Source organism: Klebsiella sp. MS 92-3 (assembly GCF_000195655.1).
Lineage (GTDB): Bacteria > Pseudomonadota > Gammaproteobacteria > Enterobacterales > Enterobacteriaceae > Klebsiella > Klebsiella pneumoniae.
Genome location: NZ_GL882815.1, coordinates 1 through 13,997 on the forward strand (window position 1 = coordinate 1; position 13,997 = coordinate 13,997).

The following is a 13,997-nucleotide window of genomic DNA, read 5'->3' on the forward strand; positions in this document are numbered from 1 at the left end:
AATGATACTCGAGCCACTATTCATCCAGCTGAACTGCTTATACTTTTACAGATGAATACAACACACAGTGGATTAGCTTTCACGCTTTGCCATCATCAATGCCAGATCAACGAGACGATTAGAGAATCCCCATTCATTGTCGTACCACGCCAGAATTTTGACCATATTACCGCCAATCACCAGCGTTGATAGACCGTCGATAATCGACGAGCGTGGGTCTCCCTGGTAATCGCTGGAGACGAGCGGTTCATCGCTATAACCCAGGATCCCTTTCAGAGGTCCCGCTGCGGCGGCTTCGCGAAAAGCATTGTTCACCTCTTCGACCGTCACATCTCGCTCAAGCGTGACGGTGAGGTCAACAATGGACACCACTGGCACAGGGACGCGTAGCGAGTATCCCGTTAAACGCCCATCCAGCTCAGGAATAACTTTACCCAGAGCCTTCGCTGCGCCGCTGGAGTAAGGCACAATCGACAATGCGGCGGCACGAGCCCCGCGCAGATCTTTTTCCGGCTGATCGTGCAGCGCCTGGCTGTTGGTGTAGGCATGGGTGGTGTTCATGAGACCATGTTTAATACCGAAATGCTGGTGCAGGACCTGCGCAGCAGGTGCAAGACCATTGGTGGTGCAGCTTCCGTTGCTGATCACGTAGTGTTTATCCGGGGAGTAAAGGCTCTCATTAACGCCCATCACAATGGTTAAATCATCGTTTTTACCCGGGGCAGAGATAATCACGCGCTTGGCGCCACCGCTGTGGATATGTACAGCAGCCTTTTCACGGTCCGTGAATAATCCTGTAGCCTCAATAACGATGTCGACTTCACACTGACGCCACGGAATACTGGCCGGGTTGCGTTCACTGAATACGGTAATGGGTTTACCATCAACAACAAGCCCCCCTTCACCCGCTGTGACCTCTGCATCCAGCTTACCGAGAAGCGAGTCGTATTTCAGCAGATGCGCCAGCGTTTTGCTGTCCGTCAAATCGTTGATTGCCACAATTTGAATATCCGGATTATTCAGTGCTGCGCGCAGTACATTGCGTCCGATCCGGCCAAAACCGTTAATACCGACCTTTACCATAATTAACTCCTTATCGATTATCGCTGGAGTCAGAGTAGGACGGACGGGTTATGGCGTAAATGACAAAAAAGGATCACTTTACGCCATTTTGCGACAGTGAAATCGTTGACGATATTCACCTGGAGTGAGGTTAAGCTGTTTCTCAAACAAGCGTCGCAGGTTAATACTGCTGCCAAATCCCGTTTGCTCGGCGATACGATCCAGCGTCTCGTGAGTCTGCTCCAAACGCTGCCGCGCGGCGGCCAGGCGGGCTTCCGCGACGTACCGCGCTGGCGAAGCGCCGGTTTCCCGGGTAAAGACGCGGGTGAAATTTCGCGGACTCATGGCGACTTTTTCCGCCAGCTTATCTACGCTGAGGTCGGCGGTGAGGTTTTCGAGCAACCACGCCAGCAGATCGTTAATCGGGCCCTGGGTGGCGGTCTGCTGAAGGTTATAGCGGCTAAACTGCAGCTGGCCTCCCGGGCGACGCAGATACATGACGAAGTCCTGGGCGATATCGCGCGCCAGGCTGAAGCCATAGTCTTCTTCAACCAGCGCCAGCGTAAGATCAAAGCCGGAACTGACCCCGCCAGAGGTCCAGATATGTTCGTCCTGAATATAGAGCGGCCCGCCCTCGACGCGGATCTGCGGGAATTCCGCCTGCATGGTTTCCAGCAGCTTCCAGTGGGTAGTGGCCCGTCTGCCGTCCAGCAGTCCGGTTTGCGCCAGCAGCATCGCACCGCCGCAAATGGAGACTATGCGGCGGGCATGGGGAGCGGCAAGGCGCAACCAGTCAACCACCGCCATCCCCTCCTGCGGGTTTTGACCTCTGCCGGTAATCATGATGGTATCGAGGGGCTCGCGAGGGTCAATCTCATGCAGACGATGGTCGGCCAGCAGATTTAAACCTGACTGACCATGGATAACCTGATGCGGTTGAGTTGTCGCTAGCTTGACCTGGTAGCAGATTTCCCGGGCACCTTCCGGGTGCAGGCGGTTGGCCTGCATCAGAATGTCAGCAATACCGGCGGATTCAAACAGCATACCGCCATCGGGTACAATAATAAGTATCTTTTTCATGTCCTGAAAAGTAATCTTTTTACAGAATAAGTCAACAAAGGGATGTAAAAACCTGAAGGCTCGGAAAGAGTGGTTTCATACGTGCCTTCAGTTTCAGGGAGATGAACGTTAAACAGGTAGATTTTGCCTCACAGTACAGGCAGCATCACTTTGACAGGACATCACGAAGGTAGAATCTCAATCGTGGCTGCCCTGGCGCGTATCCCTGTCATTGCGGAAACATAGCTGCTGCCGGAGTACTTTTTCAGGTAAGCCTGATCAATTTTACTTTCAAGCTCAGGGTCCGAGGGTTTTGCGAACAGTACGTCGAATTCCTGTCCGATAGCCAGTATCTTACCTGCCTGCTGGGACAATGCAGCCTGATACCATTTTGAACGGATACCACTATAGGCTCGGACGAAAAGTCGGTTGTCCACCTTCACTTCCCATATCCATGTCGGCGTACCGGTCGTATTCATATCGGGATGATACGGTGCGATTTTCAGGTCGTCGGCCGCATCTATTCTTGTTAATACTTCAGGGTTCCAGTACATATACCTCTCCTCTTTCATATGCGGTTGCTTTTTTCTGTCGCAGGATTAACTCGATAATATTCGGAAATTAATATCGCATCAGGAATTAGTGCCAGCTTTATCAGTAACAATAGAATACCCAACACCCCATGCTAAGAGAGCAGTATCTGTCGTTTGTCCCACAGACACTGCATCTGAAAACACCGGACGGTGCTATGGCTTATTTATTAAGATTTTTGTTGAAAAATGCAGTGATGTTATCGAACGGGATCTTGTCCATACGATCATATAAATCAACATGGGTAGCATTTTTTACAATCAGCAGCTCTTTTGGCTGATTTGCCGCTTCATAAGCCGTTTTGGAGAAGTAAAGCGAATGCGCCTTTTCACCATGGATGAACAGGATCGGGCGCGGAGAAATTTCCTTAATATAGGTCATGAGCGGGAAATTCATAAAGGCCATCGGCGTTGTCACGGACCATGAATTGCCAGAGTTGACGGCTCGGGGATGATAGCCGCGTTTAGTCATGTAGTAGTCCGCATAGTCCACGAGGAACTGTGCTTCACCGCCCTTCAGTTTATTATAGGCTGGCTGGTATGCCGGTATGCCGGTATGCCGGTTTGCCGTTTGCTGCATCTTCCCAGCGTTGAAGACTCATCTTCTCCAGCGCCTGCTCGCGTTGCTCCGGTGTTACGCTGTCATTGTAGCCTTTTGACATTACGCGGCTCATATCATACATGGTGCTGGCAACGACCGCTTTTACGCGCTTATCCACGGCAACAGCGTTCAGGGCAATCCCCCCCATGCCGCAGATGCCGATGACACCGATACGTTCACGATCCACATAAGGTTGTAGTCCCATAAAATCGACTGCAGCCATAAAGTCTTCGGTATTGATATCGGGTGAAGCAATATTGCGGGGTTCACCACTGCTTTCACCGGTATAAGACGGATCAAATGCCAGCGTCACGAATCCGCGCTCTGCTAAAGTCTGAGCATAGAGACCCGAGGCCTGCTCTTTTACCGCGCCAAAAGGCCCGGAAATAACAAGCGCAGCAAGCTTCTTGTTCCCGCGATCTTTTGGAAGATACACATCTGCGGCCAGCGTAATGCCGTAACGGTTTTTAAAAGTAACTTTTTGATGATCCACTTTTTCGCTCCTTGGGAAAGTTTTATCCCACGTCTGAACCAGACGGCCTGAAGAATCTGCTGTGCCTGGTGCAGGCTGGGCCACCGCAACTTCTGTTGAAATCAGAGCCATCGCCCCGGCAAGGAGTGCGCCATTAAAAAAGCGCGTCGAAGATATTAGCGTCATGATATTAAAACCTTTCATTGGATATTGAGGGACCTATTTCAGACAACATGCATGAGTATTTCAGTTACAACTTTCGGCCGGTAATCACTGGCGATACCAAACGCTTTGACATTGATCTGGACGTTCTCAACGATAGCGGGCAGATCTGCTTCCTTGATGTTCAGCTGTTCAAGACGTGTTGGCGTACCAATTTCTTCAAACCACTTCTCAAGCGCAGCGATACCGTCGTGGCAGTTAAAAAATGGCTTAAACCTGAACGGGTTAGATTTGCTCGCGGTGAACCCTGATTTCAGGACACTGCCTCATTTCAGAGTTATTATTTTGAATGTCTTTAATATAAGGTGTTATTAAAATACTCTGCATTATTTGCCTGATCCTCTGAACCTAATCTCAAAGCGTGTATTTCAGTTTTCATAGCTGCTAAGTTGATAACCTCAAAAGAGGTCAAAAGTGTGGGGCATTACAGAATGATTCCTGACAAATCGGTTGAAATACTGCTGGGTGAGCTATGGAGGGATATTGCACAGCGCACACCCGGCACCGGCGATTTCCCTACCGCCGTAGAAGGGCTCGAATTGTTTCGCCGAAACGAACCCGCTCCCCCGGTAAGCTGCCTGGTCCCTCCCAGTATCGTTCTGGTGGCCGATGGCGCGAAGATCATGTGGGTTGGGGGTGAACCTTATGAATATAATGCGGAAAAATTCCTGATAACCTCTCTTGACCTGCCGGCCAGTTCGGAAATATTGCAGGCTTCGACATCCCAGCCCTGCGTCGGCGTAGCCTATAAGCTTGACCAGCGCGTGCTAATGGAATTAATTGCCCAGGGAAGCCTGCCGCCGGTCAAAAAACGAGACGCGGGAACGAGTGTCGGGATAGGTACTATTACCGATGCTTTGCTGGAGCCTTTCTGCCGTCTGCTTTCTTTGCTTGACGAACCTGAAGCCATTCGTGTTCTCGGGCCGCTGATCCAAAGAGAGATACACTACCGGCTTTTGATGAGCGATCAGTCCGATCATCTCAGACAGATTGCAGCAGTCGACGGCCATGGCTACCGTATCGGTAAAGCTATCGACTGGTTAAAGACCAATATTGCATCACCTTTACGCGTCGAGGAACTGGCAAGTCGGGTGCAAATGAGCACGCCCTCTTTCCACCACCATTTCAGGCAGCTTGCGGGGATGAGCCCGCTACGGTATCAGAAATGGCTGCGCCTCAATGAAGCCAGGCGACTGATGCTGAATGAACATTACGATGTCACCACAGCAGCCTATGCGGTCGGTTACGAAAGCCTGTCCCATTTCAGCCGGGAATATACGCGGATGTTCGGGGAATCGCCCAAGAGGGATATTACTGAACTGAGAAAGTCAGCGGGTAAGCTTTAATCAATTCTGGACCGCCTGTACCATGCCTGGTCTTCGATATCCCCCGGCACGTGAGTCGAATACCCGGAACTTTATCCCCGCCCTGAGGGACGGGGTTTTACGACGCGCTGGTTAGTGACAACGTCACAGCAGCGCACTAAAGATGCTCCTCTTCATCCAGAGAGATCACCTGAATGCCAGCATTACGATACGCCTGAACGTCATCAGGCAGACGATCCACCACTACGGTGTCAATGCGATCTGCTGCGGTAAATTGGGCAAGCGAGGTGTTATTCAGCTTGCTATAGTCGCAGACAATAATCACCTGACTGGCGTGTTCCACCATGCCTCGTTTCGTTTCTGCCAGCATGATATCGGCCACGCAGGCGCCGTGTTTCAGCGACAGCGAATTGGTGCCCATAAATGCTTTATCGACGTTTAGCGTGTCGAGAATGGAACGTCCGTTGATCGCCACTACGCAGTGGTATCCCTTCTTAACGATCCCCCCGAGCAGAATCGTTTGAATCGAGGGACTGGCCTCAAGCTCCCGGGCGATTTGGTAATCATTGGTAACCACCGTGACGTTCTGTCTGTCACGAATATTGCGCGCGATATGCAGCGTCGTGGTACCGGTATCCAGCACGATTATATCGCCATCCTCAACCAGCGCCGCCGCGCGCTGGCCGATCCGTTCTTTCGCGCTGAGATTGACAATTTCGCGGGCGTCCGATGCTTGTTCGAAGCTCGCTCGGGTACGAAGAACGGCTCCGCCATGCGTTCGGGTCAGCAACCCTTCCTCTTCCAGCTGGCGGAGATCGGCACGAATGGTAGCGCCAGATACATTAAAGACGTCACACATCTCAGAAACAGCAACTTTGCGTTTTTCCCTGAGAATACCGAGTAACTTCTCCTGTCTTTCTTCTGCAAACATTCTGCCTCTCTCTTTTTTACAGCTCGTTACGCGCGTCGCGGCGCTGGCTTACCTTTGCGTATCAGACGGGTCCTACGCTGAGCGCATCCAGCCTGTCGTATAAGGCAGCGGATTGCCGGTACAGCGTATCAAAAAGCTCGCAGCAGGCGTGGTAATAATCCCGCAGACGGGGATCCGGTGAGATCAGTTTGTCGAACTGCACCGTTTGCCGCACGCCGCTGGCAAAATCGGCGTACAACCCTACGCCAACCCCGGCGATAATACCGCATCCGGTGACGCCATTCTCCTGATTACGCGTAGATAATATCGGCAGATTGTACGCCGCGGCTTTGATTTCAAGCCACAGCGAGCTGCGCGCGCCGCCGCCGGAAGCGATCATTTGTTGCGGATACAGCCCGCACTTTTGCAGCTGGCGAAGATTGCGCCAGGACGCAAAGGCCACCCCTTCAAGAACGGCGCGGAATAAATGTCCGCGGCGATGCTTGCGCTGCAGGCCAAAAAACTGTGCCCGCGAGTTCGTGTGTTCGGCCAGACGTTCTCCCGTCAGATAGGGAAGAAACAGCAGCCCTTCTGCCCCCGCCGGCACCGCCGCCGCTTCCTGTAAAAGCTGTGGATGCGTAATCTGGTTATCGGCAAGTGCCAGCCGCGCCCAGCGAACGGCATCGCCGCCGGCGTCGAGGATCGTAAATCCGCCCCAGGCCGCGTTGGCAAGATGAAGATTATTAACCAGCGTATGGTGTAACGGCCGCGGCGACACCACCGTCATCAGCGTCGACGTGCCGGTTGAATCAGACGCCATCCCCGGTTCATACACACCCGAGCCCAGCAGAGAGGCCGCCATATCCGACGTCCCGGCAACCACCGGGATACCCGCCGGCAGGCCCGTCAGGTCGGCTGCGCGCTGCGTCACCTGGCCGATGATGTCGCTGGAAAGTTTAAGCTCCGGGAGCTGATCGACCCGCAGACCAAACGTTTCGCAGGCTTGCGAAGACCAGCTACGGGTTTCGCTGTCCATCAGGAAATAGCACGACGCTTCGCTATAATCGGTCGCCATGGCACCGGTCAGCATGAAATTAATATAGTCCTTCGGCATTAATACTTTGGCGAGCTGCGACCAGCGATCCGGATGATTTTCGCGCCACCAGGCTAACTTGAAAGCGGGCCATGCTGCCGCAGGCGGATTATTCAAATGCGCCAGCCACTTTTCCCAACCTTCGCGCGCGTTAAAGGCGTCAACTTGCGGCTGGCTGCGCTTATCATTCCACAGCAACGCCCTATCCTCCACCAGCTCGCCACGGTCGTCCAGAAGGACGGTGCCATGCATCTGTCCGCAAGCACCAATAACCGCAATTTGCGCTGCCGTTTCAGGATAGCGGTAAAGCACCTCGCGTATACAGTCGCAGGCGGCCTGCCACCATAAAGACGGGGCCTGTTCTGACCAACCTGCACGCGGCGTGGTTTGCTCATACTCTCTTTGCGCAAAGCCGATCATCGCGCCGTCAATGCGCACAATAGCGGCGCGGGTACTGCCAGTGCCAACATCAATCGTGAGTATTTTATCTTTCATCACTAACTCCGGTGACGTCTTAAGGCGGGCCACCAGGCCCGCGGTCTCTCAGTTTAATCGGCGTTCAGCTCGGGAAAACGTTCCGGGTGCTGCTCCAGTTCAGCCAGCACCTTGGTTACCGCGCCATGGCTCATGCCAAAGCGGCGCACGCCAAGCTGGTACAGCGCACGCACCGTGGCCAGATCGCGAATGCCCCCGGCGCCTTTGATATCGATTCGGCCTTTAAGCTGGTCGGCGATGATGCTGACTTTTTCCACCGTGGCGCCGGTGGGCGCCCAGCCGGTAGAGGTTTTGACCCACTTCATCCCCACCTCTACGGCAATTTCGCACACGCGACGAATCTGCTCCTCATTAAGATAGTGCGTTTCAAGGATCACTTTGGCCGGTACCGGGGCGGCGGCTTCCACCACGCGGCGCAAATCTTCGCGCACATAGTCATAATCGCCGGAGAGCACTTTGCCGATATTCACGACCATATCCACTTCCCGAGCGCCGTCGGCAATCAGCTGCCGCACTTCCTGAACCTTGGTATCGGTGGTATGCCCACCGCCGGGAAAGCCGACCGGACCGCCAATCATCACCTCTCCCGTACCCTGCTGCGGCAGCAACGTACTGAGAAAGCGCGTCCAGCAAGGCAGTACGTGGACGGAAATAATGTTGTATCTGGCAGCCAGCTCGGCGCAGGCGCGAACATCCGCTTCGGTACTGGTGGCCTGAACTGCGCTCAGATCAACTAAACGTGCAAAACGACGGGTTGTTTCATTCATGGTCTTATCCTGTCCTTTGTTTTTAATTGCTTTCATTTAATGCTGATATTTGGCTTAAATCCATTTAAAAACGCATTAAATGAAAATAACGTGATCAAAGAAGCATTTTTTTATTTTCATTTGTTTTTAATTAGCAGCAGGAAATAAGCGTTAACCTTGCAGAGCAGGCGTAATCGGGCATAAATGGGCGCAAAAGCAATCTTGCATTTATTTTTGTTTGTTTTTGTTTATGCCTGAATCACGGGCGAAATAGCGCAAACCGCTGACGGAAGTGAAGCGAAATGCGTGCGCTATCACAGTGTTCGGCTGCGGATAGCTTGCCTTCGTGGGACATTCCCGAGGTCTCAACGCTCTGCGCAAGGGAAAAGTAATCTGATTATGTACTTCAGGAGAGAGCTATGTTGCCGCTGGAACGTCATCGTTTGATTGTTGAACTGCTGGGCCAACACGGCGTCATGCGGGTGAATGAGATTGCGCAAGCGACTCGGGTCTCCAGGGAAACGATTCGCCGCGATCTGAGCGAGCTGGAACGCAAAGGGATCTTAACCCGAAGCCACGGTGGAGCGCTGGCGGCGGAAAATCCGCTGCCGGCGACCCGGGCGGCGGCATCCGCCCTGCCAGTTGAAGATAGCCAGGGAAGCTTTCAGCACAGAACGCTGCTGCACAGCGAAGGCAAAATGCGCGTGGCCCGTAAAGCACTGCAGTTTCTCCAACCGGGACAGACCATTGTCCTTGACGGGAGTAGCACCAGCTGGTTTTTGGCCCGGCAGATGCCGGAGATGGCGTTGACGGTGATTACGCCCTCCATTCGCATCTTACAAACTCTGATGAGCCGACGCTCGTTGCATCTCGTCGGGCTGGGGGGCGATTTCTCCCCGACCGAAGAGTCGTTCTTCGGGGAAACCGCCTCACGAACGCTACGCGAATATGCCATTGATACGCTCTTTTTCTCCTGCCAGGGGCTGGAGCGCGATAGCGGCTTGTATGCGGGTACGCAAGCCCACGCCGCCCTGCTGAAACAGATGCTGCTGGCCGCCCGTCAGACTGTGGCTTTGGTCGACGGCAGCAAGCTGGGGCGAACAGGCGTCGCACGTATCGGCGGACTGGGCGAGCTGGACTGTCTGGTGACTGAAAGGTTTGTCGATCCGCTGCTGGAAAAAGAGATGACCTGGCATAACGTCAGCCTGCAAATCGCCTGAGTACGCCGTCATGACGTGACGGTTAATACGCGCAATGTCGAAACGCTGCTTACCGCGGCAGGGCCAGACTTTGCCTGAATTCAGCCACCACCGGAATAAATGAGGCCTTATGCGTTATTACCTTTCTCCCTCGCTGATGTGTATGGACATGATGAAGCGGACGGAACAGCTGCGCTTTCTAAACAGCAAAGCCGACAGGCTGCATGTCGACATCATGGACGGCCACTATGTCAAAAATCTGGCGTTGTCGGCCAGCTTTGTGGCGCAGATCCGTCCCTACACCTCGCTTCCTATCGATGTCCATCTGATGGTCGAAGCGCCCGCTTCGTTTATACCGGCGCTGTTAGACGCCGGCGCAGACGCCTTCTCACTGCATCCGGAGACCATCTGCCGCGAAGCGTTCCGGGTTATCAATATGCTTCGTCAGGCGGGGAAAGAGGTGGGAATGGTGCTCAATCCCGCCACACCGGTTGAGAGCATCCAGCACTATCTGCATCTGCTCGATAAGGTGACGGTGATGACCGTCGACCCAGGCTATGCCGGTCAGCCGTTTATTCCTGAAATGCTCGCCAAAATTACGCAGCTTCATCAGCTCAAAGAGACCGGCAGCCTCCGCTTCTTGCTGGAAGTCGATGGCTCCTGTAACCGCAACACCTACCGCGCGCTGCTGGGCGCCGGCGCACAGATATTAGTGATGGGCAGCAGCGGTTTATTCCGCGCTGATATGCCGCTCGAGCTGGCCTGGGAAACCATGTCCCGCGAACTGTCCGCCGCGCTGCACTCCCCCGAGCTGGTATAGAGGAGCGAATGATGTCAGGAAAAGTCTGTGTTTTTGGTTCATTCAATTTCGACATGGTCGCCAGGGTGGATCGCTTTCCGGTACCAGGTGAGTCGTTAGTGGCCTGCGGAAGTATGACCAGCGCCGGAGGTAAAGGGGCGAACCAGGCCACCGCCGCGCTAAAAGCGGGAGCAAATGTCCACTATATCGGCAAGATTGGCAATGACACCTTCGGCCATTTTGCCCGCCGTCATCTGAAAGGCGTGGGCTTCAATGCTGTGACGCTGCTGGTCGCCGAAGAGATCCCCACCGGCAATGCGCTGATTTATGTCGCCGGTAACGATGCCGAAAACATGATTGCCGTCGATCCCGGCGCGAATATGACGGTGACCGATGATGAAATCGCCGGCTGCATTCCCGCTATCGGCTGCGCGGATGTGGTTCTGGTTCAGCTGGAGAACAATCTTTCTGCTATTGAACAGGTCATAGACGCCGGCAAACAAGCCGGGGCCCTGGTAATACTCAATCCCGCGCCCTGGCAGCCCGTTGAGCACGCCCTTCTACGCAAAGTGGATTTACTTACACCGAACGCCACGGAGGCCGGGTTAATGACCGGACGCCGGGTTGACAGTCTGACGGCCGCGGCTGAGGCCGCCGACGTGTTACATGCTCAGGGCGCGCGCAACGTCATTATCACTCTCGGCGCCAGCGGCGCCCTGTTGAGCGAGCATGGGGTGAAATCCCCTATTCCCTGCTTTCCTTCTCACCCCCGCGACACTACCGGTGCGGGCGATGCCTTCAACGGCGCGCTGGCGGCGCGGCTGGCCTGCGGGGAACCGCTACAGGCCGCAGCCCGATTCGCGGCGGCCTATGCCGCCGTCAGTGTCGAAAAGCAAGGCGCCTCATCTTTACCTGAGTACCTGGAGGCACAGGAACGGCTTCTCCGTGCCGCCGCTGATTATGAAATGGCATAAACCCTACTGTATAAAAAACATTAAGAGGATAGCTCAATGAGTACGCTAATCACGGATAAGGTCGATAACGCAGCGGTCCAAAAAGAAAAACTGGACACCAGTGCGTATTTACCCCATACCCCCTGGCTGCAATTTTTACTGGTCTGTTGCCTGTTTGCGCTATGGGGGATGGCGGGCAACCTGAATGATATTTTGATCGCCCAGTTTAAAAAGGGCTTCGATTTAACGGATACCCAGACAGCGCTGGTGCAGTCGATTTTTTTCCTCGGCTACTTTTTTGTCGCCCTGCCCGCGGCGGCGCTGATTAAGCGTTTTTCCTATAAAGCGGCGATTATTATTGGGCTGTGCCTGTACGCCCTCGGCTGCTTCCTGTTCGTTCCGGCCGCACAGATCATGACCTACGGCGCATTCCTCGCCTGCCTCGGAGTGATCGCCTGCGGACTCTCTTTTCTGGAAACGTCGGCAAACACCTACTCCAGCCTGCTGGGTCCGATTCAATCCTCCACCCAGCGTATTAACTTTTCGCAGATCTTCAACTCGCTGGGCGTGATCTCCGGCGTATTAATTGGCCAGCTGATGGTCTTTGGCGAAAACGATCCGAGTCATGAACAACTGCTGGCGATGCCCGCCGCCGCTGCAGACGTTGCACGCCATCAGATGGTTGGTCAGGTGGTCGGGCCCTATCTGATTATCGGCTCCGTACTGGTGGTGCTGGCGCTGGTGTTCGTGTTTATTAAATTCCCGTCGTGCAAGGGCGCGCCCGCTCAACAACAGCAACTCCCGACGGAAAGCATGGGGCCAACGCTGAAACGCCTGTTTGCTATCCCGCGCTTTCGCCTCGGGATCCTGTCGCAGTTTTTGTACGTCGGCGCCCAGGTTGGCGTATGGAGCTTCACGATTCGCTTTGTGCAGCTCGTGCAGCAAGGCACCAGCGAGCACTCCGCGACTTACTGGCTGCTGGCTTCTCTGGTGATTTACGCCGTGGGAAAAACCGTGGCCACCTGGTTGATGAACCGTCTGAATCCGGCGATGCTGCTCGGAACGTTTGCCCTGGCCGCCACCGCCCTGTTACTGATTGCCGTTTTCAGCGGTTCAATGCTGGCGGTCTATGCGCTCATTCTGGTCAGCTTCTGTATGGCGCCATGCTGGCCGACGAACTTTGGTCTGGTGATCAAAGGGATGGGGAAAGATACCCAGACCGCAGGCTCGATCGTGGTGATGTCGATTATCGGCGGGGCCGTAATTCCTCTGGTGATGGGCATTATCTCGGATATGAACGGCGGCAATATGCAAATCGCCTTTATCGCTCCGCTCCTGTGCTTTGTGTATGTCGCTTTCTACGGCTTCTGGTGCGTGCGTAAGGGGGTATAACATGCGCGAACTTATCAACACGATTGCTCATATTGGCTATCAGGTCAGTGACTTAACGCGTTCGCTTGCCTTCTATGAACCGCTGGGCTTTCAGCGCCAGCAGCGGTTTAGCAAGCCATCGCCACAGGGCACTATTGAAGTTGCGTTCCTGGAAATGGCGGGCGCCGTCCTCGAGCTGTATCAGCTTCCCGCTGGAACGCCCTTTGACGCCCCTCGCTGCGGTATCGATCATCTGGCGCTGGAAGTCAGCGACCTGGATGCGGTGCAGCAGCGGCTGGCGGCGCTCGGTTATCCGCTCGATGAAGGGCCGATAGAAGAAGACAACGTGCGCTTCCTGCTTATTCGCGGCCCCGATGGCGAACGGCTCGAGTTCGATGCCTGTAAACGCTAAGCGGCAGGGCTGACCCCTTCACTCTTTTAGGCCCGGTTAATACGGGTCTAAAAGATAGCGTCCTCTGGCATTATTCACGTCGGTTTGATTCGCAGATATCTCTCCCCCACCCGGTCTCTCCTGCCCATTGTGCAATGTTACAAAATTGCTTCTGTTTTGTTGATTTTCTATTGTGAGCCATTCGGCAATTTCCTCTCCTGAATTTCCCCAGACTACTCCTACTCAATACGCGATATCAGGAGAGACACATGAACAGCACCTCCGCCGACTTCCAGAATCTGTACCAGGCCCTGAGCCGCAGCGCCGCCCGCAGCCCGGATGCCCTGGCGCTGGCGTTTGAGGATCGGCGCTATCTGTACCGCGATTTTCATCTGCGGGTACAGCGGGCGATGGCGCAGCTTGATCGCGGCTGGTCGCTGCGCAAAGGCGACCGTATTCTGCTGGCCTGGGGCAATCACCCCGCTTTTTGCGAAGTCCTTTTTGCCGCGCTGGGTTTGGGCATCGAAGTGGTGCCGTTCAGCACCAAGCTTAAGCAGGCCGAAAGCGAGGCGCTGGTAGGCCATATCGCTCCCCGGGTTGTCCTGTTCGATGCGACCGTACAGGACTGGCTGAAAAACACCCCTGACGCGCGTGCGATTTCACTCAGCGAATGGCAGGCGCTCTGCCTTCCCGAACCGCTGACCCGCCC

Annotated in this window: 14 protein-coding genes and 1 pseudogene; 8 read left to right on the top strand and 7 right to left on the bottom strand. The window is 54.5% G+C overall.

Annotated features, from left to right (window positions below):
• Positions 1-72: 72 nt before the first annotated feature.
• From gap to HMPREF9538_RS0127780, 4 genes and pseudogenes are all read right to left on the bottom strand, one after another.
• Positions 73-1,083 carry a type I glyceraldehyde-3-phosphate dehydrogenase gene (gap, locus tag HMPREF9538_RS12925; protein WP_002904873.1) on the bottom strand — a complete coding sequence of 337 codons (1,011 nt, stop codon included), beginning with the start codon at positions 1,081-1,083 and terminating at the stop codon, positions 73-75.
• A 78-nt stretch (positions 1,084-1,161) separates the two neighbouring features.
• Positions 1,162-2,142, bottom strand: a complete 981-nt coding sequence (locus tag HMPREF9538_RS12920; RefSeq protein WP_002904870.1) for a GlxA family transcriptional regulator — start codon at positions 2,140-2,142, stop codon at positions 1,162-1,164.
• A gap of 161 nt (positions 2,143-2,303) precedes the next feature.
• Positions 2,304-2,675 carry a DUF2255 family protein gene (locus HMPREF9538_RS12915; protein WP_004176172.1) on the bottom strand — a complete coding sequence of 124 codons (372 nt, stop codon included), beginning with the start codon at positions 2,673-2,675 and terminating at the stop codon, positions 2,304-2,306.
• 199 nt (positions 2,676-2,874) lie between these two features.
• Positions 2,875-3,988 (bottom strand): annotated as a pseudogene (locus HMPREF9538_RS0127780) (alpha/beta hydrolase).
• A 29-nt stretch (positions 3,989-4,017) separates the two neighbouring features.
• Here HMPREF9538_RS0127780 and HMPREF9538_RS12910 point away from each other — a divergent pair.
• Together HMPREF9538_RS12910 and HMPREF9538_RS12905 are read left to right on the top strand one after the other, a co-directional pair.
• The gene (locus HMPREF9538_RS12910; protein ID WP_020316797.1) at positions 4,018-4,257 is read left to right on the top strand and encodes a hypothetical protein; all 240 of its coding nucleotides are present in this window, start codon (positions 4,018-4,020) and stop codon (positions 4,255-4,257) included.
• 180 nt (positions 4,258-4,437) lie between these two features.
• Positions 4,438-5,352, top strand: a complete 915-nt coding sequence (locus HMPREF9538_RS12905) for an AraC family transcriptional regulator (RefSeq protein WP_009485220.1) — start codon at positions 4,438-4,440, stop codon at positions 5,350-5,352.
• A 136-nt stretch (positions 5,353-5,488) separates the two neighbouring features.
• On the opposite strand, the gene HMPREF9538_RS12900 is transcribed toward HMPREF9538_RS12905, so the two are convergent.
• From HMPREF9538_RS12900 to deoC, 3 genes are all read right to left on the bottom strand, one after another.
• Positions 5,489-6,262: a DeoR/GlpR family DNA-binding transcription regulator gene (locus tag HMPREF9538_RS12900; RefSeq protein WP_009485221.1), complete on the bottom strand. Its 774-nt coding sequence runs from the start codon at positions 6,260-6,262 to the stop codon at positions 5,489-5,491.
• Between the two features lie 61 nt (positions 6,263-6,323).
• Positions 6,324-7,829, bottom strand: coding sequence for a xylulokinase (locus tag HMPREF9538_RS12895; protein ID WP_009485222.1), 1,506 nt, complete (start codon positions 7,827-7,829; stop codon positions 6,324-6,326).
• 53 nt (positions 7,830-7,882) lie between these two features.
• Positions 7,883-8,632 carry a deoxyribose-phosphate aldolase gene (gene deoC / locus HMPREF9538_RS12890; protein WP_004190109.1) on the bottom strand — a complete coding sequence of 250 codons (750 nt, stop codon included), beginning with the start codon at positions 8,630-8,632 and terminating at the stop codon, positions 7,883-7,885.
• A 362-nt stretch (positions 8,633-8,994) separates the two neighbouring features.
• On the opposite strand from deoC, the gene HMPREF9538_RS12885 reads away from it, so the two are divergent.
• The 6 genes from HMPREF9538_RS12885 to HMPREF9538_RS12860 all read left to right on the top strand — a co-directional run.
• The gene (locus HMPREF9538_RS12885) at positions 8,995-9,795 is read left to right on the top strand and encodes a DeoR/GlpR family DNA-binding transcription regulator (RefSeq protein WP_004143408.1); all 801 of its coding nucleotides are present in this window, start codon (positions 8,995-8,997) and stop codon (positions 9,793-9,795) included.
• A 109-nt stretch (positions 9,796-9,904) separates the two neighbouring features.
• A complete protein-coding gene (gene alsE, locus HMPREF9538_RS12880; protein ID WP_032457131.1) occupies positions 9,905-10,594 on the top strand; it encodes a D-allulose 6-phosphate 3-epimerase in 690 nt (229 codons plus the stop codon).
• Positions 10,595-10,605: 11 nt separating this feature from the next.
• Positions 10,606-11,547: a ribokinase gene (locus HMPREF9538_RS12875; RefSeq protein WP_004184063.1), complete on the top strand. Its 942-nt coding sequence runs from the start codon at positions 10,606-10,608 to the stop codon at positions 11,545-11,547.
• A gap of 36 nt (positions 11,548-11,583) precedes the next feature.
• Positions 11,584-12,918, top strand: a complete 1,335-nt coding sequence (fucP, locus tag HMPREF9538_RS12870; RefSeq protein ID WP_002904849.1) for an L-fucose:H+ symporter permease — start codon at positions 11,584-11,586, stop codon at positions 12,916-12,918.
• A 1-nt stretch (position 12,919) separates the two neighbouring features.
• Positions 12,920-13,309, top strand: coding sequence for a VOC family protein (locus tag HMPREF9538_RS12865; RefSeq protein WP_004176179.1), 390 nt, complete (start codon positions 12,920-12,922; stop codon positions 13,307-13,309).
• Positions 13,310-13,557: 248 nt separating this feature from the next.
• Positions 13,558-13,997: AMP-binding protein (locus HMPREF9538_RS12860; protein ID WP_009485225.1), on the top strand; the 440-nt coding region annotated here is incomplete at its 3' end.